Here is a 26,439-nt window from a genome sequence, read left to right as displayed (position 1 = left end):
CGAGCGCCGGTACGACGTCAGCTGAAGTCGGACAGCGCGTTCTGGGCCTGCGTCAGCCACTCGCGCCGGGCCGCGATCGCCTCGCGGGCTTCCTTCGCCTTGCGGGCGTTGCCCTGGGAGTCGTGCTTGGCGGCCTGCTTCTCCAGGTCCGTGATGAGGGACTGGAGCTGCTTGACCGTGGCTTCGGCCCGAGCGCGGGCTTCGGGGTTGCTGCGGGCCCAGACGTCGTCCTCGGCGGACTTGACGGCTTGTTCGACGGCGCGCAGGCGGGTGTCGATGGGGCGCATCGAGTCGCGGGGGACCTTGCCGATCTCGTCCCAGCGGTCGAGGAGGCCGCGGAGCTGGTCGCGGGCGGTCTTGGCGTCGGTGACGGGGAGGATCGCCTCGATCTCGACCAGGAGGGCCTCCTTGGCCTGGAGGTTGGCCTGCTGCTCGACGTTCTCCTCGGCCTGGACGGCGTCGCGGGCGCCGAAGAAGGTGTCCTGGGCGCTGCGGAAGCGGGCCCAGAGCTTGTCGTCGACCTCGCGCGGGGCGGGGCCGGCGGCCTTCCACTGGCGCATCAGGTCGCGGAAGCGGCCCGAGGTCGGGCCCCAATCGGTGGACGAGGCGATCGTCTCGGCCTCGGCGGCCAGGCGCTCCTTGACCGTCGCGGCCTCGTCGCGCTTCGAGGACAGCTCGGCGAAGTGCTGCTTGCGGTGCCGCGTGTACGTCGTACGGGCGGACGAGAACCGGTGCCACAGCTCGTCGTCGCTGGACTTGTCCAGCCGCGGCAGCGCCTTCCACTCGTCGAGCAGCTCGCGCAGGCGGGTGACGCCGTGCCGCCAGTCGGTGCCGGCGGCGATCGTCTCGGCCTCGGTGGCGATCTTGGTCTTGGCCTCGCGGGCCTCCTCGACCTTCGCCGCGCGTTCGGCCTTCTTCTTCTCGCGCTGCTGGGCGACCAGCGGGGTGAGGGCCTCGAGCCGGCTCAGCAGGCCGTCCAGGTCGCCGACCGCCTGGGCGTCGGTGATCGAGCTGGTCACCTTCTTCACCGCGGCGCGGGCGTCGTCGGGCGACACCGTCCCGGCCTGGACGCGCTTCTCGAGCAGGTCCACCTCGAAGGCCAGCGCGTCGTACCGGCGGGTGTAGAAGGCGAGGGCCTCCTCCGGGTTGGCGTCGGGCCACTGGCCGACCGCCCGCTCGCCGTCCTTGGTCCGGACGTACACCGTTCCGTCGTCTGCTACCCGGCCCCAGCTCTCCTCGGCCACAACTCGCCCCTTCCGGCGGTATGTACTGCGCTCGTGCCCATTCTGGTCGGCCCCTGGTTCAACTCCGTGCTCAGGGCCGCCCCGGGCGCGTCGGGAGCCTGTCCCGACAGCTATCACTGAACAATCACAAACTCCCCGCCCGGACGCAACGGTGTTGCGTCACAATCCGGTGCGAGATCGCGCCGCGGCGACCGGTAACCTTGGATGGTCCCGCACCCGTTCAGGAAGGTCAGTCGTGCTCATCGCCGGGTTCCCCGCCGGATCGTGGGGTACGAACTGCTACGTGGTCGCGACCGGCCAGGGCGCGGAGTGCATCGTGATCGACCCCGGTCAGGACGCCGCGAGCGGTGTCGACCAGGTGGTCCGGGAGAACAAGCTGAAGCCGGTGGCGGTCCTGCTCACGCACGGTCACATCGACCACATGTTCTCGGTCCTCCCGGTCTGCGGCACGTACGACGCGACCGCCTGGATCCACGCCGACGACCGGCACCTGCTGAAGGACCCGATGGCCGGGATCAGCAAGGAGTCGGCCGCGCTGCTGCTCGGCGGCAACCACACCTTCGCCGAGCCCGACGACGTCGCCGAGCTCACCGACGGCCGCCGGCTCGAGCTGGCCGGCCTGCAGTTCACCGTCGACCACACCCCCGGGCACACCAGGGGCTCGGTCACCTTCACCACGCCGTACGACGGCCCCGAGGACGTCCCGGCGGTGCTGTTCGCCGGGGACGTGCTGTTCGCGGGCTCGATCGGCCGGACCGACCTGCCCGGCGGTGACCATCCGGCGATGCTGCATACGTTGGCCACCAAGATCCTGCCGATGCGCGACGAGATCGTCGTCCTGCCGGGTCATGGTGGCCAGACCACCATCGGCCGGGAGAAGGCGACCAACCCCTACTTGCAGGACCTGGAGACACAGAGCTAATGGCAAAGGTGACCCCGATCAGTGGGTTCCCCGAGTTCCTTCCGTCGGACCGGATCGTCGAGCTGCAGTTCCTCGACACCATCCGGGAGACGTTCGAGCTGCACGGTTTCGCCTCGATCGAGACCCGCGCGGTGGAGCCGGTCGAGCGGCTGTCGAACCAGGGCGAGGACGCGGACAAGGAGATCTACGCCGTCCGGCGGCTCGGCGCGCCCGCGGACGAGAAGGTGGACCTCGGGCTGCACTTCGACCTGACCGTCCCGTTCGCCCGGTACGTGCTGGAGAACGGCGGCAAGCTGGCGTTCCCGTTCCGGCGCTACCAGATCCAGAAGGTCTGGCGCGGTGAGCGCCCGCAGGAGGGCCGGTACCGCGAGTTCACCCAGGCCGACATCGACATCGTCGGCGACGGCACGTTGCCGTTCCACTACGAGGTCGAGCTGCCGCTGGTGATCGCCGACGCGTTCAGCAAGCTGCCGATCCCGCCGTTCCGGATCCAGGTCAACAACCGGCAGATCCCCGAGGGGTTCTACCGCGGCCTGGGCATCGAGGACGTCACCGCGGTGCTGCGGATCGTCGACAAGCTGGACAAGATCGGCCCGGACAAGGTGACCCAGCTGCTGACCGCGGCCGACGGTCCGGCGCTGGCGGCCGAGACGGCCAAGCAGGTGCTGCGCCTCGCGGAGATCTCGAGCACCGACGCGTCGTTCGTCGAGCAGGTCCGGGCGCTCGGCGTCGAGCACGAGGTCCTCGACGAGGGGCTGGAGCGGCTCGCGGCGATCATGACCGCGGCCAACGAGCACGCGCCCGGCCTCCTGGTCGCCGATCTGAAGATCGCGCGCGGCCTGGACTACTACACCGGCACGGTCTACGAGACCCAGCTGATCGGCCACGAGTCCTACGGCTCGATCTGCTCGGGCGGCCGGTACGACTCGCTGGCCAGCGACGGCAAGACGACGTACCCGGGGGTCGGGATCTCCATCGGGGTGTCCCGGCTGATCGCCCGGCTGTTCAGCCAGGGCCTGGTCAAGGGCTCCCGCAGTACGCCGACCGCCGTCCTGATCGCGCTGAACACCGAGGACGAGCGCGCCGAGGCGATGCGGACCGCGGCGGCGCTGCGGCAGCGCGGCATCCCGGTCGAGGTGGCCCCGGCGGCGGCCAAGTTCGGCAAGCAGATCAAGTTCGCGGACCGTCGCGGGATCCCGTTCGTCTGGTTCAGCACCGACAACGGTCCCGAGGTGAAGGACATCCGCAGCGGCGAGCAGGTCGCGGCCGACCCGGCCACCTGGGCGCCGCCGCGGCACGACGTACGACCCGGTATCGAAACCCCTCAGGAGAACTCGTGATCCGTACCCATTCCGCCGGCTCGCTCCGAGCCGAGCACACCGGCCAGACCGTCACGCTGGCGGGCTGGGTGGCGCGGCGGCGCGATCACGGCGGTGTGGCGTTCATCGACCTGCGCGACTCCAGCGGCACCGTCCAGGTGGTCATCCGCGACGAGGACGCGGCGCACGGCCTGCGCTCGGAGTACTGCCTGAAGATCGTCGGCACCGTCGCGGCACGCCCCGAGGGCAACGCGAACGCCGACCTGCCGACCGGTGAGATCGAGATCATCACCGAGGAGATCGAGGTCCTGAACGAGGCCGCGCCGCTGCCGTTCCCGGTCGAGGAGCACCACGCGACGCCGGTGAACGAGGAGGTCCGGCTCAAGTACCGGTACCTCGACCTGCGCCGGCAGGGCCCGGGCGCCGCGCTGCGCCTGCGCAGCAAGGTGAACAAGGCCGCCCGCGACGTGCTGGCCAAGCACGACTTCGTCGAGATCGAGACGCCGACGCTGACCAAGTCGACGCCGGAGGGCGCTCGCGACTTCCTGGTCCCGGCGCGCCTGCAGCCGGGCTCCTGGTACGCGCTGCCGCAGTCGCCGCAGCTGTTCAAGCAGCTGCTGATGGTGGCCGGCATGGAGCGCTACTACCAGATCGCCCGCTGCTACCGCGACGAGGACTTCCGCGCCGACCGGCAGCCGGAGTTCACCCAGCTCGACGTCGAGATGAGCTTCGTCGACCAGGACGACGTCATCGCCCTGTCCGAGGAGATCCTGGTCGAGCTGTGGAAGCTCGCCGGGCACGAGGTGCAGACCCCGATCCAGCGGATGACGTACGCCGAGGCGATGGCCCGGTTCGGCTCCGACAAGCCCGACCTGCGGATGGGTCTGGAGCTGGTCGAGTGCACCGAGTACTTCAAGGACACCCCGTTCCGGGTCTTCCAGGCGCCGTACGTCGGTGCTGTGGTGATGCCCGGTGGCGCCGACCAGCCGCGCAAGCAGCTGGACGCGTGGCAGGACTGGGCCAAGCAGCGCGGCGCGCGCGGTCTGGCGTACGTGCTGGTCGGTCAGGACGGCGAGCTGGGCGGACCGGTCGCCAAGAACCTGTCGGACCAGGAGCGCGCGGGCATCGCCGACCACGTCGGCGCGAAGCCGGGCGACTGCATCTTCTTCGCCGCCGGCCCGGTCAAGACCTCGCGGGCGCTGCTCGGCGCGGCCCGGCTGGAGATCGGCCGCCGCGGCGGACTGATCGACGAGTCGGCCTGGTCGTTCCTGTGGGTCGTCGACGCGCCGCTGTTCGAGCCGGCCGACGACGCGACCGCCGCCGGTGACGTCGCCGTCGGTTCGGGTGCCTGGACCGCGGTGCACCACGCGTTCACCTCGCCGAAGCCGGACTCGCTGGCGACCTTCGACACCGACCCGGGCTCGGCGCTGGCCTACGCCTACGACATCGTCTGCAACGGCAACGAGATCGGTGGCGGGTCGATCCGTATCCACCGCGAGGACGTGCAGAAGCGGGTCTTCAAGGTGATGGGCCTGACCGACGAGGAGGCGACCGAGAAGTTCGGCTTCCTGCTCGACGCGTTCAAGTTCGGCGCCCCGCCGCACGGCGGGATCGCGTTCGGCTGGGACCGGATCACCGCGCTGCTGTCCGGCGCGGACTCGATCCGTGACGTGATCGCGTTCCCGAAGTCCGGTGGCGGCTACGACCCGCTGACCGCGGCGCCGGCCCCGATCACCCCGGAGCAGCGCAAGGAGGCCGGCGTGGACGCCAAGCCGGAGGACAAGGACGCGAAGGCCGACGCCAAGAGCTAGTTGCCTACTTGAGCAACGCCCTGCCGTGCGTGGGACGGTGACAACGCCGTACGGACCTGGTCACAGGCTCGTGCGGCGTTTCCCGTCCCTCCCGCCCCAGGAGACGCCATGCTCAAGCGAACTCTGTCCGCTGTCCTCGCCCTCGCCGGTTTCGGGCTCGCGCTGACCGCGATGCCCGCGCAGGCCGTCGGTTTCCGGACCACCGCGACCGCCCTCAACATCCGCTCCGACGCCTTCCTGTCCGCGTCGGTGGTGAAGGTGCTCGCCGGTCCGGTGAACGTCGACGTCGACTGCCAGAAGGCCGGCGACACCGTCACGGTCGCCGGCCGGCCCGCGACCCGGTGGTGGGCGCACCTGCCCGCGCACAACGGCTACGCGACCGTCGCGTACGTCGACACTCCGGGCGACAAGCTGCCCGGCGTACCGGAGTGCGCGGTCAATCCGAATCCGCCGACCGGTGACGTGACGCTGGCCGACGTGCAGGCGATGTTCGGCAGCCGGATCGCCAACCCGTCGCTGGTGCAGACCGGGCTGCCGTCGCTGAACCAGGCGATGCGGGACGCGCAGATCAACACCCCGCGGCGCAAGGCCGCGTTCCTCGCGACGCTTGTGCACGAGTCGCGGCTGGAGTACAACATCCGCGAGATCGGCGACACCAGGCTGTACGGCGGCCGCGGGTACATCCAGCTCACCGGCGACTTCAACTACGGCCCGGCCGGCCGCTACTTCGGCATCGACCTGCTCGGCACCCCCGAGCTGGCCCGCTCGCTGCAGTGGTCGGCGCCGATCGCGCGCTGGTACTGGACCGTCGCCCGCAACATCAACCCGATGGCCGACGCGCTCAACATGGGCAAGGTGAACGCTGCGATCGGCTACCCGGCCGGCGCGGAGGACCAGCGCCGCTGCGACTCGTTCAAGAACGCGCTGCGCCACCTGTCCGGGTCGGTGCCGTCGGGCGTGATCTGCACCCGCTCGAAGGCGTACGCCGGTGACACGAGCAAGCTCACCCGGGCGCAGTTCGACGCCCTCGGGCAGGCGCCGGGCACCGTCGGCTGAGCGTCCTGAAGCGCGGTGCCGTGGCAGCTACCGGCCACGGCACCGTGCGACGGGCATGGAAAGGGTTGAGTGTCGCCCAGCGTCGGGTGGAAAGTGACTACGTCGCCTTGTGGGGTAGACAACTTTTCACGACGCGACGCTCCGTCCGCCCTTCCCGCCCCGGGAGCACGTCATGCGCAGAATCCGTCATCTCCTCACCGCCGTCGTGGCGCTGACCGGCCTGACTGTCGCCGGCCTCGTCACCGCCACCCCCGCCCAGGCCGCGGTCTTCCAGACCTACGGCACCGGCGTCAACGTCCGGGCCGACGCCTTCCTGTCGTCGCCGGTCGTCCGCACGCTGCCCAGCCCCACCTCGATCGACGTCGACTGCCAGAAGCTCGGTGACCTGGTCACCGTCAGCGGCGGCTCCAGCCGCTGGTGGGCGCACGTGCCCGCGCTCGGCGGGTACGTCACGGTCGCGTACGTCGCGATCCCGCAGGACAAGCTGCCGGGAGTCGCCGAGTGCGGCGGCAACCCGAACCCGCCGACCGGCGACATCACGCTGGCCGACGTCCAGGCGATGTTCGGCAGCCGGATCGCGAACCCGTCGCTGGTGCAGACCGGCCTGCCGTCGCTGAACCAGGCGATGCGCGACGCGCAGATCAACACGCCGTACCGCAAGGCCGCGTTCCTGGCGACGCTGGTGCACGAGTCGCGGCTGGAGTACAACATCCGCGAGATCGGCGACACCCGCCCGTACGGCGGCCGCGGCTACATCCAGCTGACCGGTGACTTCAACTACCGGCCCGCGGGCCAGTGGCTCGGCATCGACCTGATCGGCAACCCGGAGCTGGCGCGGGACATCCGCTACAGCGCCCAGATCGCGCGCTGGTACTGGACGGTCGCGCGCAACATCAACCCGTACGCCGACCAGCTGAAGATGGGCCGGGTCAACGCCGCGATCGGCTACCCGGCGGGCGCCGAGGACGGCCGCCGCTGCGCGAGCTTCCAGGCGGCGATCGCGTACCTCACCGGCCAGCCCGCGCCGGCGGTCAACTGCAGCCGGACCGGCAAGATGGCCGAGGACACGAGCCGGCTCACGCGAGCGCAGTTCGAGGCGATCGCAGGGGAGTAACCAACCAGGTGTGGTCTGGGGTCAGGTACGTGACTGGCCCCAGACCCGCTGCGGCGAGCATGGCCTCGAGCTCCTCGTCGGTGAAGTTCTGGACGACGACGCGCTGGGACCAAATGTTGTCGCCGACGACGTGGGTCATCGTGGCGGCGTCGACGTTGCCCGGCAGGTGCTCGACGTCGGTGATCTCCAGCCGGTGGCCCGGACGTTCGAGGACCTGAGGCTCGGCGAACGACGCCTGGTCGTGGCGCTGGAGGAGGACGACGCCCTCGTCGCGGACGTGCTCGACGCAGGTGGCCAGCAGGCGCTCGCGGGCCTTCGGGTCGGGGGCGTTGATCAGGAACGACATCATCAGCACGACGTCGAAGCGGCGGTCGAGGCGGAGCGTCTCGATCGGGCTGCAGGCGGTCTCGGTGTCGACGTGGGCGAGCATGTCGGCGGACTCGTCGACCGCGACCACCTGATGCCCGTGGGCGAGCAGCGGCCTGGTGATCCGTCCGGTGCCGCAGCCCAGTTCGAGGACTGTACGGCGCCGACCGATCGCCGCGAGAACGATCTCGTCGTCCCCGTTCGGCTCGGCGTCGACGTACAGGGCGACCGGGCTGCCGTCCGGCGTGATCGCCCCCGGCCCCTCACCCCACTGGCCCGAACTGCTCCGGATCTCCATGAAGCCCAGCATTCACCCACCGCCGACCCACCCGCCAGACTTTCGGCAACTCCCGAAACTCGGGTTAGCCTCAGCAGCATGACCTCGGTGCCGGCCGACCTGCTCCCGCACCTGCGCCGCGCCCGCGACGTTGCCGACCGCAACTACGCCGAAGCGCTCGACCTCGCCGCGCTGGCCGCCGCGGCCGGCGTCTCGAAGTACCACTTCCTGCGCTGCTTCGCCGCCGAGTACGGCGAGACGCCGATGCAGTACGTCACCCGCCGCCGGATCGAGCGCGCCACCGATCTGCTCCGGGCCACCAACCTGACCGTCACCGAGGTGTCGACGATGGTCGGGTACGCCGCGCTCGGCTCGTTCACGCGGCGGTTCACCGAGCTGGTCGGGGTCAGCCCGTCGGAGTACCAGCGCACGCGGACCGGCGCCCGCATCCCCGGCTGCTACGTCTTCATGCTCGGCCTGAGCTCCGCAATTCCGGCGAAGCCGGAGCGGCCGGAGCCGCCGTACGGTCGAAGGACCAACGACACCGAGGAGCAAGAGTGATCACCAACGTCCACCTGGTCACCGTCTACGTCAACGACCTCGACGAGGCGAAGGCGTTCTACACCGGCACGCTCGGCTTCGTGCTGCGCAACGACATCACGCTCAGCCCGGAGTTCCGCTGGGTGACGGTCTACCAGCGCGCCCACCCGGAGCTGGAGCTGGCGCTGATGCTGCCCGGTCCGCCGATGGACGAGGAGTCGGCGGCGGCGATCCGCCGGATCATGGCCAAGGGCATGATGCACGGCGTCGGCCTCGCCACCGACGACTGCCGCAAGACCTTCGACGAGCTGGTCGCGAAAGGCGTCGAGCACATCCAGGAACCCTCGCAACGCCCGTACGGCGTGGAGGCGGTGCTGCGCGACAACTCCGGCAACTGGCTGGTCCTGGTCGAGCAGCACCCGTACGCCGCGGAGGACTTCGCCTGAGCGAGATGGTTGGATCGGCCGGGTGGACATCTCGGTGGATCCGGCCGGCTCCGAGCCGCCGTACGAGCAGGTGAAGAAGCAGGTCGAGCAGCTGATCCGGAGCGGGGAGCTCGCGCAGGGGACGCGGCTCCCGACCGTCCGGCAGCTCGCGGGAGATCTCGGCCTGGCGGTGAACACGGTCGCCCGCGCGTACAAGGAGCTGGAGGCGGACCGCCTGGTCCGCACCGAGGGCCGGAACGGGACGTTCGTGCTCGCCGCGCGCAGCCAGGTCGACGACGAGGAGACCCGGACGGCGGCCGAGGCGTTCGCCCGGGCCGCCCGCCGGGCCGGGATCAGCCGCTCCGAAGCCGGCCGGATCCTCGACGAGGCCTGGTAGCTCGGAAACGATTCCAGATTCTGCCTCGACAACGTTGTCGAGCCCTGTACACCATGTAGCCACGTTGTTACTGTCGCCCGCATTTGACAGCGATGTCAGCGACAGGAGAGTGGTCACGATGGTCTCGAGACGAACATTCCTGGCGGGCAGCGGCGCGGTGGCGGCCGGGGGACTGGGCTGGTTCCAGACCGGTTCGGCCGCCGCGGTGAACGCTGCGAGCACGACCGGAGGCCGCCGCTTGCTGCCGGCCTTCGCCCGCCCCCAGCACCTGCACCACGGCGACGTCAGCAAGCTGAGCGGAGGCGACCAGACCCTCCTCACCACCCTGCAGGGCGTGGTGAACCGCAGCCGTCCCGAGCTCTACTTCCTCTACTCACCCGGTGGCCCGGACGGCGTCGACGCGCGCTGGCTGCGCAACACCGGCGTCCCCACCACCCAGTACGCCGACCCGCTGGCGCTGGTCGCGAAGTACAAGCACCGCGTCCGCGGCGCGATCCTGCACGACCCCGAGGTCCCCGACTCGCTCAACATCGCGACCACGCTGGCCGGTCTCGAGAACGCCGTCGTCGCCGACGCGGCGCAGGCCAAGGCGCACGGACTCCGCGTCGTGAAGGACCTGCGCGGGATGTTCGACGACGACCGCGTGAAGACCTACCGCTGGCAGCTCACCCACCTCTTCCCGCGCTGCTCGCACCAGCTGCTCGCCGGGCTCCCGCCGACGATGGTCGTGCAGGAGGAGGACCTGAACTGGCGCGAGATCGCTCGCGAGACCAGGCAGATCCGCGACGAGTCGAACCGCGGGATGTTCACCCTCGACGTCTCGCCGGCGCTCGGCCAAGGCACGGTCTACGTGCGCTTCCAGGACTCGTTCGGCGACGACGGCTGGGGTCCCTCGGTCCTCTCGGTCACCGCCAAGGCCAACGGCGCGACGATCGCCACCTTCGCTCCCGGTACGCCGGAGGAAGCGCCGTACCTGTTCGACGGCGGCAACTCCTCGATCGGCGGCGCGGGCAACCGGTTCGCCGACGGCGGCGGCTACTTCATCTACCAGTTCACGCCGCCCGCCGGGACGACGAGTCTGACCGTCACGGTCGAGATGTGGAACCAGTACCTGGTCACCGCGACCGACACCGCGCCGACCCGGATCGAGCCGTTCCCGTACTTCCGCGACTACGTGGTCGCCACGAAGGCGCTGGTCAGCTGGCTGCCGCCGAACGGCCCGACCGGCGATCTGCTCCGCGAGCACTTCGACAAGGTCGCCCCGACCACGCCGTACGCCGGCTGGTTCGCGAACGACGTCGCGGGGGAGTGGAGCGGGGTCGACCTGGCCGCGCAGGGCGGCTCCGAGGTTCTCCCCGCGGACTTCTACATGAACGGGACGGTGCACTCCGGCGTCGCGGCGCCGATCTCGGACAAGGTCAAGAAATTCACGCCGATCAAGCCGCAGAAGAAGATCTACGTGACGCTGACCTTCGGCGAGGGCGACAACGTCCAGTACTGCCAGCGGCACATGCGCGACCTGTGGGACGACCCGCGCCGCGGCGATGCTCCCGCGAACTGGACGGTCAGCCCGCTGCTGGCCGACGTCGGGCCGGCCATCCTCAGCCACTACCAGCGCACCGCGACCAAGAACGACCTCCTGGTCTGCGGCCCGTCCGGCGCCGGCTACACCTACCCGGGCGCCTGGCCTGCCGACCAGATGGAGGCCTATCTCAAGCTATCCGGGACCTACGTACGCCGTACCGGCATGGATCTGGTCTACGCCTACAACCACCGCGAGGGCGACGCCTGGGTCCCGTTCTCCGAGGCGATCGGCCGGGCGTACGCGAAGCACACGCCGATCCGCGGCATCATCCAGTCGTGGGAGAAGGGCGACCTCCTGGTCCGCCGGGGAGGCCTGCCGGTGATCGGCAACTTCTCCCCGCCCGGCAAGGCCGCGGAGTACAAGGCGGCGCTCGACGAGCACACCAAGACCTGGACCGGCGACGCGCCGCTGTTCATCGCCGGGGCCGTGAACGCCTGGTCGTGGACGCCGTCGGACGTCGCAGAACTGGCCGAGCTGCTCACCGCGCCGTACGAGCTGGTCCTGGGCAACGTCTTCTTCGACGCGCTGAACAAGGTCCTCTAGGGCTCGGTCCGGGGGAGGACCGCGGAGATCGCGACCAGGACCGCGGACAGTGCCAGCGGGAGGAACATCGCCTGCTGGATGCCGACCCGCTCGACCAGCTGGCCGATGATCGCCGGGCCGACCAGGAAGGCGGCGTACCCGAAGGTGACGACGATCGCGAGCATCCGGCCGCCGCCGACGTGCCCGGCGACCGCGTACACCTGCGGGGCGACGAGGCCGACCCCGAGACCGACCAGCGCCCAGCCGGCCAGCAGCAGCGGGAGCGGGTCGGTGAACACCGTGACGAGGTAGCCGGCCACGGCCGTCACGCCGCCGACCCGGACGACGGCGCGACGGCCGAACCGGGCCACCACCTGGTCGCCGAGCAGCCGGACGACGACCATGAACCCGCTGACCGCGACCAGACCGAGGGCACCGGTCGACGGGTCGATCCGGGCGACGTCGGTGACGTGCACCGACGACCAGTCGACCGCCGTCCCCTCGGCCAGGCCGAAGCAGAACGCCATCAGGCCGAGCGCCCAGGCCAGCCGGGGGATCGCGATCCGGACGCCGTTCGCCTTGTGCTCGATCCGGCGGCCGGCGGGCACGATCCGGTACGCGATCGCGATGCCGGCCAGGCCGAGCACGGCCAATGTGCCGAGCGCCGGCCCGACATTTCCGCCGCCTTCGCGATCCAGCAGCCGGCCGACCAGGACGACCGTGCCCGCGGCGGTCAGGTTGCCGAGGCTCCAGAACGCGTGGAAGCGGCTCATGATCGGCTTCGGCCGGGACTGCTCGACCTCGACGCCGAGCGAGTTCATCGCGACGTCCATCGCGCCGTTGCCGAGCCCGGCCAGGATCATCCCGGCGATCGCCCACGGCAGCGAGTCGGTGAGCGCGAGCGTGCCCACGCCCGCGGTCAGCAGGCAGAGCGTGACCAGCGCGACCGGCCGCGCCCCGATCCGGTCGGCCAGCCGCCCGCCGATCTGCATCGAGACCGCGGCCGACACGGCCAGGCAGAACAGCAGCAGCGACAGCCCGGACGCGCTGACCCCGAGCCGGTCGCGCATCGCGGGCAGCGTGCCGCCGACCCCGCCGATCAGCGCGCCGTTCACGCCGAAGAGCAGGAAGACCGCGCCGGCCGCCGTACGGGAACCCATCTGCATGGGTTCATTCGATCATGGCAAACGATTACCGGCGGTGCGCGACGTCCACCACGAGACGGTGAGCGTTGCCCGGGCCGCTGATCAGGTGGGTCTGGAACGGCAGCCGGGCCCGGACGCCGAGCGCCACAGTCGTCCGGCCCTCGAAGCTGCCGCCCCAGGCCACCTGGCGGAAGGTGTCGTAACCGGTGACGGCCGACACCTCGCGAAGGTTCTTCAACGGGTACGTCGGCCGCCCGGCGTCGTCGTAGGCCGGAGCCTCCACGTCGATCCGCAGCGTCGCGCCGCCGCGCGCGGGGATCGGGTCGCCGGAGCCCTCCTGGTAGACGACCGGCACGTACTGCACCCGGTACGCCGTGGCCGGCCCGGCCAGGTCGACCACCAGCCGGTCGAAGCAGGCGTGCCGGCCGGTGCGGACGTTCTCGACGGTCGCCCGCCGCAGCGTATTGGTTGCCTCGGGCAAGGATCCCCAGCCCTTGGCGCAGTCGGCCGACGGTCGCGCGGACGAGGTGTCGGGCGCCGCGGCGACCGCGGCGCCGGCGGGGAGCGCGGCGACGGCGAACGCGGCCAGGCCGGTCATCGTGGTGCGGACAGGGTGTCTGAACATGGTCGTTCTCCCTTCCGATGCTCTTCTGGTGCCCACTGAGCAGACGCTCTAATAGGGATGACGGTTGACGCCGCGGCGAGGAAGATGGCTGGCGATGACGACTTCCGCTGAGCTCCTCGACGTGTTCCACCGCCGGATCCGCCTGCCCGACGCCGACACCATCCCCGGCTGGAAGGTCGAGCACGACGGCCTCGTCCACCGCTCGTACGCCGAAGGGCCGGGTGGTGGGGGCTTCGTCGAGACCCCGCGCGGCCTCGGCGCCGACCCGGACGCGGTGATCGAGCGCGAGCTGGCCTTCTTCCGCGACCGCGGGCTCGCCTTCGAGTGGAAGACCTACGCCTACGACGAACCCGCCGACCTCGGCGAGCGCCTGGTCCGGCACGGGTTCACCGCCGAGGACCCGGAGACGCTGATCCTCGGCGCCGTCGACACGATCCTGCAGCGGCCGCTGGCGCTGCCGTCGAAGGTGGTGATCCGCGACGTCGACTCCGCCGACGACTTCCACCGGATCGGCGTACTGACCGACACGCTGTGGCACAACGGGACCGAGCGGATCGAGGAGCAGCTGGCCGGGGAGGCGCGGATGTTCCCCGACCGGCTGGTGGTCAGCGTGGTCGAGGACGCGCTCGGCGGGCCGGTGCTGACCTCGGGCTGGATCCGGTTCCACCCGGGGACCGGGTTCGCCAGCCTGTGGGGCGGCGGGACGCTGCCGGAGTGGCGGCGGCGCGGGCTGTACTCCGCGATGCTGGTGCACCGGGCCCGGATCGCGCGCGAGCGCGGGTACGAGTACCTGCGGGTGGACGCGTCGCCGGACTCCAGCCCGATCCTGCAGAAGCTCGGGCTGCACGCGGTCACCACCACCACGCCGTACACCTGGAGTCCGGCGGGCACGCAGTAACACGCGGGTCGGCGTACGGAACGACCGGGGCACGTTGTACGTTTCCCAGACCATGGCTCTGAAACTCACCTCGCGCTTCCGCCGGCTCCTGCAGCGCCCCGGCTCGATCGACCTCGGCCCGTACGAGAAGCTGACCGCGGCGGTCGGCGAGGCGGGCGAGTCCTCCACCGGGCTCACCGACGAGGAGCTGACCGAGGTGGTCGCCGAGCTGCGCACCGAGGGCGGCCTGGACGAGGACGGCCTGATCGAGTTCCTGGCGCTGGCCCGCGAGGCCGGCGAGCGGGCGCTCGGCGAGCGCGCCTTCGACGGCCAGATCGTCGGCGCGCTGGCGCTGCTGCAGGGCCGCGTGGTCGAGATGGCGACCGGTGAGGGCAAGACCCTGGCCGGCGCGTTCGCCGCCGCCGGGTACGCGATCGGTGGCCGCAAGGTGCACGTGCTCGCGGTCAACGACTACCTGGCCGAGCGGGACGCGGAGTGGATGGCGCCGCTGTACAAGCTGCTCGGCGTCACCGTGAGCCACGTCGGGCAGGCCTCGACGCCCGAGGAGCGGCGGGCGGCGTACCAGGCCGAGGTCTGCTACGCCCCGGTGAGCGAGGTCGGGTTCGACGTCCTGCGGGACCGGCTGGCCGGTGACGTCGCGGAGCGGGTCTCCGCGGAGCCTGACGTCGCCCTGGTCGACGAGGCCGACTCGGTGCTGATCGACGAGGCGCGGGTGCCGCTGGTGCTCGCGGGCGCGACCCGGTCGGAGGAGCTCGACGACGACGTCGTCCAGCTGGTCCGGACGCTGCGCGCCGGTGTCGACTACGAGATCGACGGCGACGGCCGCTCGGTCGCGCTGACCGACAAGGGCACCGACACCGTCGAGGAGCACCTCGGCGGCATCGACCTGTATGACGACGCCAACCTGGACAAGATGACCCAGGTCAACGTCGCGCTGCACGCCGAGGTGCTGCTGCGCCGCGACGTCGACTACCTGGTCCGCGACGGCAAGGTGCACCTGATCAACAACAGCCGTGGCCGGATCGCCAAGCTGCAGCGCTGGCCCGACGGCCTGCAGGCCGCGGTCGAGGCCAAGGAGGCCGTGCCGGTCAGCGAGAGCGGCGAGGTGCTCGACAGCATCACCGTCCAGGCGCTGATCAAGCGGTACCCGAAGCTGTGCGGCATGACCGGTACGGCGGTCGTCGTCGGCGAGCAGCTGCAGGAGTTCTACGACGTCGAGGTCGCGGTCGTCCCGCCGAACAAGCCGAACGTCCGGATCGACGAGGGCGACCGGCTCTACCTGACCGTCGAGCAGAAGAACACGGCGCTGGTCGAGCACATCAAGGAGATTCACGAGACCGGGCGGCCGATCCTGATCGGTACGCACAGCGTCGAGGAGTCCGAGCAGCTCAGCGACCTGCTGGAGACCGCCCAGGTGGCGCACGTCGTACTGAACGCCAAGAACGACGCCGAGGAGGCCGCGATCGTCGCCGAGGCCGGTGTGCCGGAGACGGTCACCGTGTCGACGCAGATGGCGGGTCGCGGTACGGACATCCGTCTCGGTGGCCGTGACGGGTCGAACGGGCGCGAGCGGGCGGCCGAGCTGGGCGGTCTGTACGTCGTCGGGACCGGCCTGCACGCTTCGCGGCGGCTGGACGACCAGCTGCGCGGCCGCGCCGGGCGGCAGGGTGACCCGGGCGGGTCGCTGTTCTTCGCGAGCCTGGCCGACGAGCTGGTCACGCGGTACTCGATCACCTCCGGGCTGCGGCCGTCGCCGGACAAGGACGGGCGACTGACCGACCGGAAGGCGATCGGGACGCTGGAGCACGCGCAGCGGGTCGCCGACGGCGCGAACGCGGAGCTGCTGCGCACGACGTGGTCGTACAGCCGGCTCACCGAGCAGCAGCGCGCGATCGTGCTGGACACGCGCGAGAAGGTGCTCACCGAGGATCTGGCTGGGGAGAAGCTGGCGTCGCTGGCGAAGGAGCGGTACGACGAGCTGGTGGAGGCGCACGACGAGGACGTCGTGAAGGACGCCGCCCGCCGGATCGCCCTGCACCACTTGGACCGCCGCTGGACCGACCACGTCGCGTACCTCGGCGACCTGCGCGAGGGCATCCACCTGCGCTCCCTGGCCGGCGGCATCGTGCACCAGAAGCCGATCGACGAGTTCAACAAGCTGGCGATCGAGTCCTTCAAGACGCTGATCGACGATGCTTGGAAGGACGCCGCGGAATCGCTGGAGTCCGCCGAGATCGGGTCGGAGGGGCTGGACGAGGAGAAGTCCGGCGTACCGCGCCCGACGGCGACCTGGACCTACCTGGTCAACGACAACCCCTTCGGCACCGAGGCCGACCGCATCCTCGGCCGCCTGCGCAACGCCATCAAGGGCAACGAGTTGGTCACCGTCGAGGACGACACCCCGGTCGAGCTCGACGACGAGGACCTCCCCGAGGAACTCCGCGACCTGGACGAGGACGAACTGTCGGATGAGCTCCCGGAGGAGCTCCGCGAAGACGATGACGAGGACGACGACAAAAAGAAGTAACTGCTGTTTATGGCCTGTCGGTTGCCCTAGGTAGGCTCTTCGGGTGACCGAAGGCTTGTTCGATCTTCCTGGTGCTCCTGCTCCCGCGCGCGGGGGTGGGAGCCTGGCGGACGCCGATCACACCTCGGCGCCGCTCGCGGTGCGGATGCGCCCGCGGAGCCTCGACGAGCTGGTCGGCCAGCAGCACCTGCTCGCGCCCGGATCGCCGCTGCGGCGGCTGGTCGAGGGTGACCAGCCGATGTCGCTCCTGCTCTGGGGTCCTCCAGGAACGGGGAAGACCACGATCGCGGCGGTCGTCTCGCACCAGACGAACCGCAAGTTCGTCGAGCTGTCCGCGGTCACCGCCGGGGTGAAGGACGTTCGCCAGGTGATCGACGCCGCCCGTCGCGAGCTCTCCCGGCCGGGTGGTGCGGTCGAGACCGTGCTGTTCATCGACGAGGTCCACCGCTTCACCAAGGCCCAGCAGGACGCGCTCCTGCCCGGCGTGGAGAACCGCTGGGTGACGCTCGTCGCCGCGACCACGGAGAACCCGTTCTTCTCGGTGATCTCCCCGCTGCTCTCGCGCTCGCTCCTGCTGACGCTCGAGTCGCTGACCGACGACGACATCGCCGTACTGCTCGACCGCGCACTGACCGACGAGCGCGGGCTGAACGGTGAGTTCGAGCTGGCGACAGACGCGAAAGACCACCTGCTCCGGATGGCCGGCGGCGATGCCCGGCGCGCGCTGACGTACCTGGAGGCGGCCGCCGGGGGAGCGAAGGCGAAAGCCGCCGCCGCGGAGCCGCCGACCGCCAAGGGCGAGACACACGACGGCGAGCCCGCCGGCGGCAAGACAGGCGACGAGCGTTCCGCCGTACTGATCGACCTGAAGACCCTCGAGACCGCCGTCGACCGCGCCGCCGTACGGTACGACCGCGCGGGCGACCAGCACTACGACGTCACCTCCGCGATGATCAAGTCGATCCGCGGCTCCGACGTCGACGCCGCGATGCACTACCTGGCCCGGATGGTCGAGGCCGGTGAGGACCCGCGCTTCATCGCCCGCCGGCTGGTGATCTCCGCGAGCGAGGACATCGGCATGGGCGACCCGACCGCGCTCGGCGTCGCGATCGCCGCCGCGGAGGCGGTCCAGCTGATCGGCATGCCCGAAGCGCGGATCAACCTCGCCCAGGCGGTCGTCGCGCTGGCTCTCGCGCCGAAGTCGAACGCGGTGATCACGGCGATCGACTCCGCGATTGCCGACGTGAAGGCCGGCAAGGTCGGCCCGGTCCCACCGCACCTGCGCGACGCCCACTACGCCGGCGCGAAGAAGATCGGCCACGGATCGTCGTACCAGTACTCGCACAACGATCCCCGCGGCGTGCTCCCGCAGCAGTACGCGCCCGACGTCGTCGACCAGGTCGACTACTACCAGCCCACCCGCCGCGGCGGCGAAGCGGCGTACGCCGACCGCGTCGCCGCGATCCGCAAGATCCTCCGCGACCGCAAATGATCGAGGCCCACGTAGCAGCCTTCAACCACGCGGTCACCACCGGTGACTGGGCCACCTTCGCGACCCGCTTCGCCGCCGACGCCACGATGACCTTCACCAACGTCCCCGTCGGCCCTTTCCACGGCCGCGCGGCGATCGCCGAGGCCTACCGCACCAACCCACCCACCGAGACCATGCGCCTCCTCGACGACACCCGCTTCGCCTGGACCTCCGGCGCCACCGGCACCATGCACCTCACCTGGACCCCCACCGGCCAGGTCCAGTCCCTCACCATCACCTTCGACTGAAGGTCACTCCGGATACCGCAGCTCCCGTCGTACGGCCCCCGGAACCAACGCCAACCGCCCCGGCGGACACAACACGTCACGCGTACTCACCGCCAGCACCCCAGTCAGACCAGCTCGGTCTCCCAGTGCAACCGCGCATCTCCGTCACCAACAGGCCACCGACCACCTGCCGCACGTCCGCCACCGCGAACCCGTCCCCGAGCTCCAGCTCGTACTCGATCGCCATCCGGCGAGCCTAGGTGCCGCTTCGTCCACAGGGCCGGGAAACCCGAGTTGGTGGGGGACTGTGATCTGGGGGATGGTGTCCTGGAGCGGAGTGCGGTAGGGGCGCGCGATAAGGTCGGGCGGTCCACGTGGTCGCAACGGGAAGGTGGATCGTTTCCAATGAGCGTCGGTGAAGTCGCGGGCCTGATAGCGGCCTGTGCACTGCTCATCCTGGTGGGCCTGCTGGCCTATCCGATCCTGAAGCTGGGCAAGGTGCTCGACGAGACCCGGATCATGGTCAAGGGCGTCTCCGACTCCAGCGTTCCGTTGCTCGGCGAGGTCACCGAGACCGTCGCGACGACCAACGCGCAGCTGGCCAAGGTGGACACCATCACCGACAACGCGACCACCGTCACCACCAACGCGGCGGCCCTGGCGTCGCTGTTCGCGGCGACCGCGGGCGGTCCGCTGGTGAAGGCGGCCGCGTTCACGTACGGCGTCCGCAAGGCGCTCGGTGACAACCAGCGCCGCGACGTGGCCCGCCGGGTGAAGGACGACATGAAGGCCGAGCGCAAGGCGCGCAAGCGAGGTGACCTGTGATCAAGCGGATCCTGTGGTTCGTGATCGGCACCGCCGTCGGCGTCTACGCGGTGACCCGGCTGAAGAAGCGGGCCCAGGTGCTGGCACCGGAGAGCCTGCAGCAGTCGGCGGAGAAGGTGGCCAGCGCGATCCGGCACTTCGGCGACGAGGTCCGGGCCGGGATGGCCGAGCGGGAGACCGAGCTGCGCGACGCGCTCGGTATCGACACAGCGGAATCGACACAGCGTGAGGGCGACCGGTAACACCCATGGAAACCAGTGAGATCAGGCGGCGGTTCCTGCAGTACTTCGAGGACCGCGGTCACACCGTCGTACCGAGCGCGCCGTTGCCGTCGCCGGACCCGAACCTGCTGTTCAACGTGGCCGGCATGGCCCAGTTCGTGCCGTACTTCGTCGGCCAGCAGACGCCGCCGTACGCGCGCGCGACCAGCGTCCAGAAGTGCGTCCGGACCCTCGACATCGAGGAGGTCGGCAAGACCACCCGGCACGGCACCTTCTTCCAGATGAACGGCAACTTCTCCTTCGGCGACTACTTCAAGGAAGAAGCGGTCCGGTTCGCCTGGGAGCTGGTCACCAAGCCGCAGAGCGAAGGCGGCTACGGCTTCGACGAGTCGGTCCTGTACGCCTCGGTGTACTACGAGGACGACGAGGCGATCGACATCTGGAAGCGGGTCGCCGGGCTGCCCGACGACCGGATCGTCCGGCTCGGCATGAAGGACAACTTCTGGTCGATGGGCATCCCGGGTCCGTGCGGCCCGTGCTCGGAGATCCTGATCGACCGCGGCCCGCAGTTCGGCGCCGACCGGGACTGGGAGGCGGGCGACCGCTACCTGGAGTTCTGGAACCTGGTCTTCATGCAGAACATCCGCGGCGAGGGCGGCGGCAAGGACGGCTACCCGATCCTCGGTGAGCTGCCGAAGAAGAACATCGACACCGGCCTCGGCCTGGAGCGGGTCGCGTACCTGCTGCAGGGCGTCGACAACATGTACGAGATCGACGAGATCTTCCCGGTGATCGAGAAGGCCGCCGAGCTGAGCGGCCGCAAGTACGGCTCCGAGCACGTCGACGACGTCCGCTTCCGGGTCGTCGCGGACCACGTCCGCAGCGCGCTGATGCTGATCGGCGACGGCGTCACCCCGGGCAACGAGCAGGGCGGCTACGTCCTGCGCCGGCTGCTGCGCCGCGCGATCCGCTCGATGCGCCTGCTCGGCTACGAGGACCCGAGCCTGGTCGAGCTGCTGCCGGTCAGCCTGCAGCAGATGAAGAAGTCCTACCCCGAGCTGGAGGCCGACTTCGGCCGGATCAGCCAGGTCGCGTACGCCGAGGAGGAGGCGTTCCGCCGTACTCTCACGGCCGGTACGACGATCTTCGACGTCGCGGTCAAGGAGACCAAGGCCGGCGGCGCGCACCAGCTCGAGGGCGCGAAGGCGTTCCAGCTGCACGACACGTACGGCTTCCCGATCGACCTGACCGTCGAGATGGCCGCCGAGCAGGGCCTGAACGTCGACACCGAGGGCTTCCGCTCGCTGATGAAGGAGCAGCGCGAGCGGGCCAAGGCCGACGCGCGGGCGAAGAAGGCCGGCCACGCCGACACCTCGGGGTACCGGGAGCTGCGCGAGTCCGGGATGACCGAGTTCACCGGGTACACCGAGCTGGCGACCGACTCGCGGGTCCGTGGGCTGCTGCGCGAGGGCGTGGTGGCGAACGTCGCCGAGCAGGGCGAGACCGTCGAGGTCGTGCTGGAGAAGACCCCGTTCTACGCCGAGTCCGGTGGCCAGATCGCCGACGAGGGCCTGATCGTCGCCGACGGCGTGAAGCTGAAGGTGCTCGACGTCCAGCGGCCGGTCAAGGGCCTGATCGTGCACCGCGTCGAGGTGCTCGACGGTGTTCTGCAGCCGGGCATGGACGTGCACGCGCAGGTCGACCACGACTGGCGGATCCAGGCCTGCCAGGCGCACTCGGGCACGCACGTCGTGCATGCCGCGCTGCGCCAGGTGCTCGGCCCGAACGCGCTGCAGAGCGGTTCGTACAACAAGCCCGGCTACCTGCGGCTCGACTTCGCGTGGTCGTCGGCGCTGGACCAGGCGACCCGCTCGGAGATCGAGGAGGTCGCGAACCTCGCCGTCCGGCAGGACCTCGCGGTCTCCGCGCAGTACATGACGCTGCCGGAGGCGCGCGAGTGGGGTGCGCTGGCGCTGTTCGGTGAGACGTACGACGAGCAGGTCCGCGTCGTCGAGATCGGTGGCCCGTGGTCGCGCGAGCTCTGTGGTGGGACGCACGTGAAGCACTCGTCGCAGGTCGGTGCGCTGACGGTGACGAGCGAGTCGTCGGTCGGCGCGGGCGTGCGCCGGATCGAGGCGTTCGTCGGTATGGAGGCGCTGCACTACCTGGGCCGCGAGCGGTCGCTGGTGCGGTTGCTGAGCGAGAACCTGAAGACCCGTCCCGAGGAGCTGCCGGCGAAGGTCGCCGACCTGGCCGAGCGGCTGCGGGCGGCGGAGAAGGAGCTGGAGAAGGTCCGCGCCGGTCAGGTGCTGGCGGCCGCGGGTGACCTGGCGAAGAGCCCGAAGGACGTGTTCGGGGTCGCGTTCGTCGGCGCCCGTACGCCGGACGGCGTCGGCGGCGGCGACCTGCGCAAGCTGGCGCTGGACGTGCGCGGCCGGATGCCCGCGGACAAGCCGGCCGTGGTCGCGCTGGTCGGGGTCAACGACGGGAAGCCGGCGGTTGTCGTCGCGCTGAACGACGTCGCCCGCGAGTGGCGGCTGAAGGCCGGTGACCTGGTCCGGGTCGCGGCCGAGCAGCTCGGCGGCCGCGGCGGCGGCAAGGACGACGTCGCCCAGGGCGGCGGCACGGACCCGGCGGGTGTCGACAAGGCCCTGTCCGCGGTCGAGCACGCCGTCGGCCAACTGGTCACGGGCTGAAGCCGATGAGGAGGTCGCCGACCGCCGCCCCCGCGTCGGCGACCGCCGGACCCGAGGCGTGCGCGCCCCGGGGTCCGGTCGGCCGGCGGTCCGGCGTACGGCGTACGCGCTTGTCCTGCACCCTCTCTGAGGCACACTGATGCGCCGGGGGGTGCGGGTGGCGCTGGACATCGGGGACGCCAGGATCGGGGTCGCCAGTTCGGATCCGCACGGGATCCTGGCGACGCCGGTGGAGACCGTGCGCCGTGGACCGGGGGACCTTGACCGGATCGTTACGCTCGTACACGATCTGGAGGCGTTCGAGGTCGTCGTCGGGCTGCCTCGCTCGTTGAACGGGGGTGAAGGGCCGGCGGCGGTCCGGATCCGGGAGACCACCGAGCTGATCCGCCAGAAACTGGTGGCCGGCGAGGCGGCCCGCGAGGACAACCAGATCGCGACGGACGGAGTGGAACAGGTGCGGACGACGGCGGTACGGATGGTGGACGAGCGGTTCACCACGGTCACCGCCGAGCGGATGCTGCGGGAACGGGGAAAGAAGGGTGCCAAACGGCGTGCGGTGGTCGACCAGGCCGCGGCGGTCGTGATTCTGCAACACGCGCTCGACTTCGAGCGGGAGACCGGCAACCCACCCGGGAGGCCCCTGTGAACGGAACAGCGGTGGTCGAAGGATGAGCAGGACGTACGGCGACGTGGACGAGGGCGACGACCTCGACGTCGATCTCGGGCTGCGCCCGGTCAGCCGGGCCGAGCAGCGCGCGAACCGCAAGAAGCAGCGCGCCCGGCGTGGCTTCGGCTGCTTCGCGGGCATCGTGTCGCTGCTGGTGGTGGCCGGCCTGATCGGCGGCCTGATGTTCGGCTTCGGCAAGGGCCGCGACTACGTCGAGGGCCTGTTCGCCGCGCCCGACTACGAGGGCGAGGGCACCGGCTCGATCCAGGTCGAGGTGACCAAGGGCCAGAGCGCCCAGGCGATCGCGGACACGCTGGAGAAGAAGGACGTGGTGAAGTCGGCCCGCGCCTTCGAGCGGGCCGCCCGCGAGGACCCGCGCAGCACCCAGATCCAGGCCGCGACGTTCACGCTGCGCAAGAAGATGTCGGCCAAGGCCGCGCTGGCGCTGATGCTCGACCCGGCCAAGTCGGTCCGGGTCACCCGGGTCGGGGTGAACTCGGGCTGGACCAAGGACCAGGTCGCGCAGAAGCTCCAGGAGAACAAGAACGTCAAGCTCCCGCCGGGCTCGGTCGCCGCGGCGCTGGCCAAGCCGTGGTCGCTCGGGCTGCCGTCGTACGCCAAGAACAACCCGGAGGGTTTCCTCTACCCGGGCACGTACGACGTCCCGAAGAACGCCACGGCGTACACGATCCTGAAGCTGATGACCGCGCAGTTCGCCAAGACGCAGGCCGAGCTGAAGCTGCCGCAGGTCGCGCAACGCAAGAAGCTCGACCCGTACCAGGCGGTGATCGTGGCCAGCATCATCTCCGCGGAGACCAACCGGTCCGACGACTACGGCAAGGTCGCCCGGGTGATCTACAACCGGCTGCAGCGCAACATGCGGCTGCAGATGGACTCGACCGTGCACTACGTTGCGGGCCGCAGCGGCGGCGTCTACACCAGCGACGAGGAACGCGACATCGACTCGCCGTACAACACCTACAAGTACCGCGGCCTGCCGCCGACGCCGATCAACTCGCCCGGCAAGGACACCCTGCGGGCCGCGCTGAACGCGACACCGGGCCCGTGGCTGTACTTCACGTTGGTCAACCTGGACACCGGTGAGACGGCATTCGCGACCACCGACACCGAGCACCAGGCGAACGTGGCCAAGCTGCAGGCGTGGTGCCAGGCCCACAAGGGCAGGTGCTAGTTGGTCAGGTGTGCCGTGCTCGGCTCGCCGATCGCGCACTCGTTGTCGCCGGCGATGCATCGGGCGGCGTACGCCGAGCTCGGGCTGGACTGGCGGTACGACGCGTTCGAGGTCGCCGAGGACGAGCTGCGCGGGTTTCTGAGCACGCTCGGGGACGACGTGCGCGGGCTGTCGCTGACGATGCCGTTGAAGCGGGTCGCGCTGGAGCTGGCGGACACGGTCGACCCGGTCGCGGAGCTGATCGGTGCGGCGAACACGATGCTGTTCGAGCCGGACGGGTCGCGGTCGGCGCACAACACCGACGTACCGGGGCTGGTCTCGGCGTTCGCGGAGCGCGGGATCACCGGCGCCGACACCGCCGTGATCCTCGGCGGCGGGGCGACGGCCGCGTCCACGCTCGCGGCGTTGCGTGGCGGGCTGAAGGTCAGTGAGGTGACGCTGGTCGTCCGGGACGTCGCGAAGGCCGAGCGGCTGCTGGATCTCGCGGCCGCGCTCGACCTGAAGACCTCGGTGACGGACTTCCAGCAGGTCGAGCAGATCGGCGGCTTCGACCTGTGCGTCTCGACGCTGCCCGGCGGTGCCGTCGACCCCTGGGCCGAGCACTTCGCGCAGGTCGCGCCGGTGGTCTTCGACGTCGCCTACCACCCGTGGCCGACGCAGCTGGCGATCGTCGCGCACCGGATCGGTACAGAGCTGTTGAACGGTCTTGATCTGCTCGTGCATCAGGCGACCTTGCAGGTCGAGATGATGACCGGTAGGTCACCCGCGCCGCTGGCGGCGATGAGGGCCGCAGCGCGTGAGGAGCTCGACGAACGTGAGCCGCAGTGAGGATCTCTGGAACCGCCGTACCGTCCTGAAAGCCGGTGGCCTGCTCGCCGCCGGTGCGCTGGCGACCGCCGCGGGGGCGGAAGCCGTGCACGCCGCGACCAGCGGCGCCGACGCCGCCGCGGCGCCTGACTGGGCCGCGCTCGACCGCGCCCTCAAGGGCCCGCTGTTCCGCCCGGGCCAGACCGGGTACGCCGCCGCGCACCAGCTGTTCAACCCGCGCTTCGACTCGATCCAGCCGGCCGGCGTCGTCCGGGCCGGCAGCGTCGAGGACGTCCGGCAGGCGATCCTGTTCGCCAAGAAGAACAAGCTGGTCTGCGTCCCGAAGGGCGGCGGCCACTCGTACGTCGGCGCCTCGGCGGTCACCAACGGGCTGATGGTCGACGTCGGCCCGCTGCGCGGCCTCACCTACGCGAACAACGCGATCCAGATAGGCGCCGGCGCCCGCCTGTACGACGTGCACGCCTACCTCGACAAGTTCGCCCGGTCGCTCCCGACCGGCACCTGCCCGACCGTCGGCATCGCCGGCCTCGCGCTCGGCGGCGGCATGGGCATCCACACCCGCACGTACGGCCTGACCAGCGACCGCGTCCTGTCCCTGCAGGTGGTGACCGCGGACGGCGTCGTCCGGACCGCGAGCCCGACGCAGAACGCGGACCTGTACTCGGCGCTGCGCGGTGGCGGCGGCGGCAACCTCGGCATCGTCACGTCGTTCCGGCTGGCCACGATCGGCGCCGGCAAGCTCGGCTTCTTCCGGCTGACCTGGCCGGAGTCGAAGGCGGCCGCGGTGCTGAAGGGCTGGCAGCGGTTCGCCAAGGAAGCACCGTCGACGACGTGGGGCAACCTGCACATCACCGGGACCAGCAGCGGCGCGCTGTCGATCCATGTCGTCGGCGTCTCGACGACCGGCTCGGCGACGGCCGCGGCCGCGCAGCTGGAGTCGTTCGTCGGCGCGAAGGGTTCGACTCGCTCGATCTCGGTGAAGACGCACATGGAGGCGGTGAAGTACCTCGGCGGCGGGACGACGAGCCCGCGGCAGGGCTGGCTGGCCGGTTCCGACGTACTGCGTGGTCCGATGGACGCCGCGACGATCAACGCGCTGATCGGCGCGGTCAAGACCGCGGCGAAGGCCAAGGTCGCTGCGTCCGCGATCCTCGACCCGCTCGGCGGCCAGGCGGCGAAGCAGCCGCCGGGTGGCTCGGCCTGGCCGTGGCGCTCCGCGCTCGGCGTCATCCAGTGGTACTCCGGCCTCCCGGCGCACCCGACGACCGCGCAACTGCGCGCGGCCCAGTCGTTCGTCACCAACGGGCACCACGCGGTGACCAAGTTCTCGGCGGGCGGCTACATCAACTACCTCGAGGCCGGTCGCTCGAACGCGTCGTACTACGGCGGCAGTCTGGCGCGGTTGCACGCGATCAAGCAGAAGTACGACCCGACGAACTTCTTCCACGCTCCGTACACCTTCGCCTGAGTAGTGTTCCT

General features: G+C 70.5%; 26 protein-coding genes. 20 read left to right on the top strand and 6 right to left on the bottom strand.

Annotation, left to right across the window (positions count from 1 at the left end):
- Nucleotides 1-17: 17 nt before the first annotated feature.
- On the bottom strand, nucleotides 18-1,244 hold the full coding sequence (locus ACZ6Z4_RS14950; RefSeq protein WP_465563032.1) for a DUF349 domain-containing protein: 1,227 nt from the start codon (nucleotides 1,242-1,244) through the stop codon (nucleotides 18-20).
- 235 nt (nucleotides 1,245-1,479) lie between these two features.
- On the opposite strand from ACZ6Z4_RS14950, the gene ACZ6Z4_RS14945 reads away from it, so the two are divergent.
- The 5 genes from ACZ6Z4_RS14945 to ACZ6Z4_RS14925 all read left to right on the top strand — a co-directional run bounded on the left by ACZ6Z4_RS14945 (nucleotide 1,480) and on the right by ACZ6Z4_RS14925 (nucleotide 7,466).
- Nucleotides 1,480-2,166, top strand: a complete 687-nt coding sequence (locus tag ACZ6Z4_RS14945; RefSeq protein WP_465563029.1) for an MBL fold metallo-hydrolase — start codon at nucleotides 1,480-1,482, stop codon at nucleotides 2,164-2,166.
- Nucleotides 2,166-3,506, top strand: coding sequence for a histidine--tRNA ligase (hisS, locus tag ACZ6Z4_RS14940; RefSeq protein ID WP_465563026.1), 1,341 nt, complete (start codon nucleotides 2,166-2,168; stop codon nucleotides 3,504-3,506). Before ACZ6Z4_RS14945 ends, hisS begins: the two co-directional genes overlap by 1 nt.
- The gene (gene aspS, locus ACZ6Z4_RS14935) at nucleotides 3,503-5,296 is read left to right on the top strand and encodes an aspartate--tRNA ligase (protein WP_465563022.1); all 1,794 of its coding nucleotides are present in this window, start codon (nucleotides 3,503-3,505) and stop codon (nucleotides 5,294-5,296) included. The genes hisS and aspS overlap by 4 nt, the downstream gene beginning before the upstream one ends.
- A gap of 108 nt (nucleotides 5,297-5,404) precedes the next feature.
- On the top strand, nucleotides 5,405-6,352 hold the full coding sequence (locus tag ACZ6Z4_RS14930; protein ID WP_465563019.1) for a glycoside hydrolase family 19 protein: 948 nt from the start codon (nucleotides 5,405-5,407) through the stop codon (nucleotides 6,350-6,352).
- Between the two features lie 172 nt (nucleotides 6,353-6,524).
- A complete protein-coding gene (locus ACZ6Z4_RS14925; RefSeq protein ID WP_465563017.1) occupies nucleotides 6,525-7,466 on the top strand; it encodes a glycoside hydrolase family 19 protein in 942 nt (313 codons plus the stop codon).
- On the opposite strand, the gene ACZ6Z4_RS14920 is transcribed toward ACZ6Z4_RS14925, so the two are convergent.
- Entirely contained in the window at nucleotides 7,429-8,130 is a 702-nt protein-coding gene (locus ACZ6Z4_RS14920; RefSeq protein ID WP_465563014.1) for a class I SAM-dependent methyltransferase, read from the bottom strand. The two genes, ACZ6Z4_RS14925 and ACZ6Z4_RS14920, sit on opposite strands and share 38 nt — an antisense overlap.
- 78 nt (nucleotides 8,131-8,208) lie before the next feature.
- Here ACZ6Z4_RS14920 and ACZ6Z4_RS14915 point away from each other — a divergent pair, with 78 nt between their 5' ends.
- The 4 genes from ACZ6Z4_RS14915 to ACZ6Z4_RS14900 all read left to right on the top strand — a co-directional run bounded on the left by ACZ6Z4_RS14915 (nucleotide 8,209) and on the right by ACZ6Z4_RS14900 (nucleotide 11,599).
- Nucleotides 8,209-8,670: a helix-turn-helix transcriptional regulator gene (locus ACZ6Z4_RS14915; RefSeq protein ID WP_465563011.1), complete on the top strand. Its 462-nt coding sequence runs from the start codon at nucleotides 8,209-8,211 to the stop codon at nucleotides 8,668-8,670.
- Nucleotides 8,667-9,095: a VOC family protein gene (locus ACZ6Z4_RS14910; RefSeq protein ID WP_465563008.1), complete on the top strand. Its 429-nt coding sequence runs from the start codon at nucleotides 8,667-8,669 to the stop codon at nucleotides 9,093-9,095. The genes ACZ6Z4_RS14915 and ACZ6Z4_RS14910 overlap by 4 nt, the downstream gene beginning before the upstream one ends.
- 22 nt (nucleotides 9,096-9,117) lie before the next feature.
- Complete coding sequence (locus ACZ6Z4_RS14905) at nucleotides 9,118-9,471, top strand: GntR family transcriptional regulator (RefSeq protein WP_363668579.1); 354 nt, start codon at nucleotides 9,118-9,120, stop codon at nucleotides 9,469-9,471.
- Nucleotides 9,472-9,589: 118 nt separating this feature from the next.
- A complete protein-coding gene (locus tag ACZ6Z4_RS14900; protein ID WP_465563005.1) occupies nucleotides 9,590-11,599 on the top strand; it encodes a GxGYxYP domain-containing protein in 2,010 nt (669 codons plus the stop codon).
- On the opposite strand, the gene ACZ6Z4_RS14895 is transcribed toward ACZ6Z4_RS14900, so the two are convergent.
- Both ACZ6Z4_RS14895 and ACZ6Z4_RS14890 read right to left on the bottom strand, forming a co-directional pair.
- The gene (locus ACZ6Z4_RS14895; RefSeq protein WP_465563002.1) at nucleotides 11,596-12,744 is read right to left on the bottom strand and encodes an MFS transporter; all 1,149 of its coding nucleotides are present in this window, start codon (nucleotides 12,742-12,744) and stop codon (nucleotides 11,596-11,598) included. The two genes, ACZ6Z4_RS14900 and ACZ6Z4_RS14895, sit on opposite strands and share 4 nt — an antisense overlap.
- Before the next feature lie 25 nt (nucleotides 12,745-12,769).
- Nucleotides 12,770-13,348, bottom strand: coding sequence for an AMIN-like domain-containing (lipo)protein (locus tag ACZ6Z4_RS14890; RefSeq protein ID WP_465562998.1), 579 nt, complete (start codon nucleotides 13,346-13,348; stop codon nucleotides 12,770-12,772).
- A gap of 94 nt (nucleotides 13,349-13,442) precedes the next feature.
- Here ACZ6Z4_RS14890 and ACZ6Z4_RS14885 point away from each other — a divergent pair, with 94 nt between their 5' ends.
- Genes ACZ6Z4_RS14885 through ACZ6Z4_RS14870 form a run of 4 tightly spaced genes read left to right on the top strand, consistent with a single transcriptional unit; the run spans nucleotide 13,443 to nucleotide 18,552 of the window.
- Complete coding sequence (locus ACZ6Z4_RS14885; protein WP_465562995.1) at nucleotides 13,443-14,246, top strand: GNAT family N-acetyltransferase; 804 nt, start codon at nucleotides 13,443-13,445, stop codon at nucleotides 14,244-14,246.
- Nucleotides 14,247-14,298: 52 nt separating this feature from the next.
- Entirely contained in the window at nucleotides 14,299-16,773 is a 2,475-nt protein-coding gene (gene secA2, locus ACZ6Z4_RS14880) for an accessory Sec system translocase SecA2 (protein WP_465562992.1), read from the top strand.
- A 43-nt stretch (nucleotides 16,774-16,816) separates the two neighbouring features.
- Entirely contained in the window at nucleotides 16,817-18,265 is a 1,449-nt protein-coding gene (locus tag ACZ6Z4_RS14875; protein WP_465562989.1) for a replication-associated recombination protein A, read from the top strand.
- Nucleotides 18,262-18,552 carry a nuclear transport factor 2 family protein gene (locus ACZ6Z4_RS14870; RefSeq protein ID WP_465562987.1) on the top strand — a complete coding sequence of 97 codons (291 nt, stop codon included), beginning with the start codon at nucleotides 18,262-18,264 and terminating at the stop codon, nucleotides 18,550-18,552. The genes ACZ6Z4_RS14875 and ACZ6Z4_RS14870 overlap by 4 nt, the downstream gene beginning before the upstream one ends.
- A 76-nt stretch (nucleotides 18,553-18,628) precedes the next feature.
- Here the strand turns inward: ACZ6Z4_RS14870 and ACZ6Z4_RS14865 are convergent, their stop codons facing one another.
- Nucleotides 18,629-18,778 carry a hypothetical protein gene (locus ACZ6Z4_RS14865; protein ID WP_465562984.1) on the bottom strand — a complete coding sequence of 50 codons (150 nt, stop codon included), beginning with the start codon at nucleotides 18,776-18,778 and terminating at the stop codon, nucleotides 18,629-18,631.
- A 158-nt stretch (nucleotides 18,779-18,936) separates the two neighbouring features.
- Here ACZ6Z4_RS14865 and ACZ6Z4_RS14860 point away from each other — a divergent pair, with 158 nt between their 5' ends.
- Genes ACZ6Z4_RS14860 through alaS form a run of 3 tightly spaced genes read left to right on the top strand, consistent with a single transcriptional unit; the run spans nucleotide 18,937 to nucleotide 22,273 of the window.
- Nucleotides 18,937-19,356: a DUF948 domain-containing protein gene (locus ACZ6Z4_RS14860; RefSeq protein WP_363668594.1), complete on the top strand. Its 420-nt coding sequence runs from the start codon at nucleotides 18,937-18,939 to the stop codon at nucleotides 19,354-19,356.
- Nucleotides 19,353-19,598 carry a DUF6167 family protein gene (locus tag ACZ6Z4_RS14855; protein WP_465562982.1) on the top strand — a complete coding sequence of 82 codons (246 nt, stop codon included), beginning with the start codon at nucleotides 19,353-19,355 and terminating at the stop codon, nucleotides 19,596-19,598. The genes ACZ6Z4_RS14860 and ACZ6Z4_RS14855 overlap by 4 nt, the downstream gene beginning before the upstream one ends.
- 5 nt (nucleotides 19,599-19,603) lie before the next feature.
- Entirely contained in the window at nucleotides 19,604-22,273 is a 2,670-nt protein-coding gene (alaS, locus tag ACZ6Z4_RS14850) for an alanine--tRNA ligase (protein ID WP_465562979.1), read from the top strand.
- Here the strand turns inward: alaS and ACZ6Z4_RS14845 are convergent.
- Nucleotides 22,263-22,394: a hypothetical protein gene (locus ACZ6Z4_RS14845; RefSeq protein ID WP_465562977.1), complete on the bottom strand. Its 132-nt coding sequence runs from the start codon at nucleotides 22,392-22,394 to the stop codon at nucleotides 22,263-22,265. The two genes, alaS and ACZ6Z4_RS14845, sit on opposite strands and share 11 nt — an antisense overlap.
- Nucleotides 22,395-22,412: 18 nt before the next feature.
- Between ACZ6Z4_RS14845 and ruvX the strand changes: the two genes are divergently transcribed.
- From ruvX to ACZ6Z4_RS14825, 4 genes are read left to right on the top strand one after another with little or no spacing between them, the layout of a single operon-like run.
- Nucleotides 22,413-22,919 (top strand): Holliday junction resolvase RuvX, encoded by a 507-nt coding sequence (gene ruvX / locus ACZ6Z4_RS14840; RefSeq protein ID WP_465562972.1) that lies wholly within the window; start codon nucleotides 22,413-22,415, stop codon nucleotides 22,917-22,919.
- A gap of 22 nt (nucleotides 22,920-22,941) precedes the next feature.
- The gene (gene mltG, locus ACZ6Z4_RS14835) at nucleotides 22,942-24,132 is read left to right on the top strand and encodes an endolytic transglycosylase MltG (RefSeq protein ID WP_465562970.1); all 1,191 of its coding nucleotides are present in this window, start codon (nucleotides 22,942-22,944) and stop codon (nucleotides 24,130-24,132) included.
- A 15-nt stretch (nucleotides 24,133-24,147) separates the two neighbouring features.
- Nucleotides 24,148-24,960, top strand: a complete 813-nt coding sequence (locus ACZ6Z4_RS14830) for a shikimate dehydrogenase (protein ID WP_363668606.1) — start codon at nucleotides 24,148-24,150, stop codon at nucleotides 24,958-24,960.
- Nucleotides 24,947-26,428: an FAD-dependent oxidoreductase gene (locus ACZ6Z4_RS14825; protein ID WP_465562964.1), complete on the top strand. Its 1,482-nt coding sequence runs from the start codon at nucleotides 24,947-24,949 to the stop codon at nucleotides 26,426-26,428. The genes ACZ6Z4_RS14830 and ACZ6Z4_RS14825 overlap by 14 nt, the downstream gene beginning before the upstream one ends.
- Nucleotides 26,429-26,439 lie beyond the last annotated feature (11 nt).

It is taken from the genome of Kribbella sp. NPDC104740, assembly GCF_055583505.1.
The sequence above is the reverse complement of the archived record's forward strand: the minus strand, read 5'-3'. Positions and strand labels throughout refer to the sequence as shown.

Coding starts and splice junctions, on each gene's coding strand:
- hisS (WP_465563026.1), top strand. CDS start 2,166: ATGGCAAAGGTGACCCCGATCAGTGGGTTCCCCGAGTTCCTTCCGTCG.
- ACZ6Z4_RS14930 (WP_465563019.1), top strand. CDS start 5,405: ATGCTCAAGCGAACTCTGTCCGCTGTCCTCGCCCTCGCCGGTTTCGGG.
- ACZ6Z4_RS14925 (WP_465563017.1), top strand. CDS start 6,525: ATGCGCAGAATCCGTCATCTCCTCACCGCCGTCGTGGCGCTGACCGGC.
- ACZ6Z4_RS14920 (WP_465563014.1), bottom strand. CDS start 8,130: ATGGAGATCCGGAGCAGTTCGGGCCAGTGGGGTGAGGGGCCGGGGGCG.
- ACZ6Z4_RS14915 (WP_465563011.1), top strand. CDS start 8,209: ATGACCTCGGTGCCGGCCGACCTGCTCCCGCACCTGCGCCGCGCCCGC.
- ACZ6Z4_RS14900 (WP_465563005.1), top strand. CDS start 9,590: ATGGTCTCGAGACGAACATTCCTGGCGGGCAGCGGCGCGGTGGCGGCC.
- ACZ6Z4_RS14895 (WP_465563002.1), bottom strand. CDS start 12,744: ATGCAGATGGGTTCCCGTACGGCGGCCGGCGCGGTCTTCCTGCTCTTC.
- ACZ6Z4_RS14890 (WP_465562998.1), bottom strand. CDS start 13,348: ATGTTCAGACACCCTGTCCGCACCACGATGACCGGCCTGGCCGCGTTC.
- ACZ6Z4_RS14885 (WP_465562995.1), top strand. CDS start 13,443: ATGACGACTTCCGCTGAGCTCCTCGACGTGTTCCACCGCCGGATCCGC.
- secA2 (WP_465562992.1), top strand. CDS start 14,299: ATGGCTCTGAAACTCACCTCGCGCTTCCGCCGGCTCCTGCAGCGCCCC.
- ACZ6Z4_RS14870 (WP_465562987.1), top strand. CDS start 18,262: ATGATCGAGGCCCACGTAGCAGCCTTCAACCACGCGGTCACCACCGGT.
- ACZ6Z4_RS14865 (WP_465562984.1), bottom strand. CDS start 18,778: ATGGCGATCGAGTACGAGCTGGAGCTCGGGGACGGGTTCGCGGTGGCG.
- ACZ6Z4_RS14860 (WP_363668594.1), top strand. CDS start 18,937: ATGAGCGTCGGTGAAGTCGCGGGCCTGATAGCGGCCTGTGCACTGCTC.
- alaS (WP_465562979.1), top strand. CDS start 19,604: ATGGAAACCAGTGAGATCAGGCGGCGGTTCCTGCAGTACTTCGAGGAC.
- ruvX (WP_465562972.1), top strand. CDS start 22,413: ATGCGCCGGGGGGTGCGGGTGGCGCTGGACATCGGGGACGCCAGGATC.
- mltG (WP_465562970.1), top strand. CDS start 22,942: ATGAGCAGGACGTACGGCGACGTGGACGAGGGCGACGACCTCGACGTC.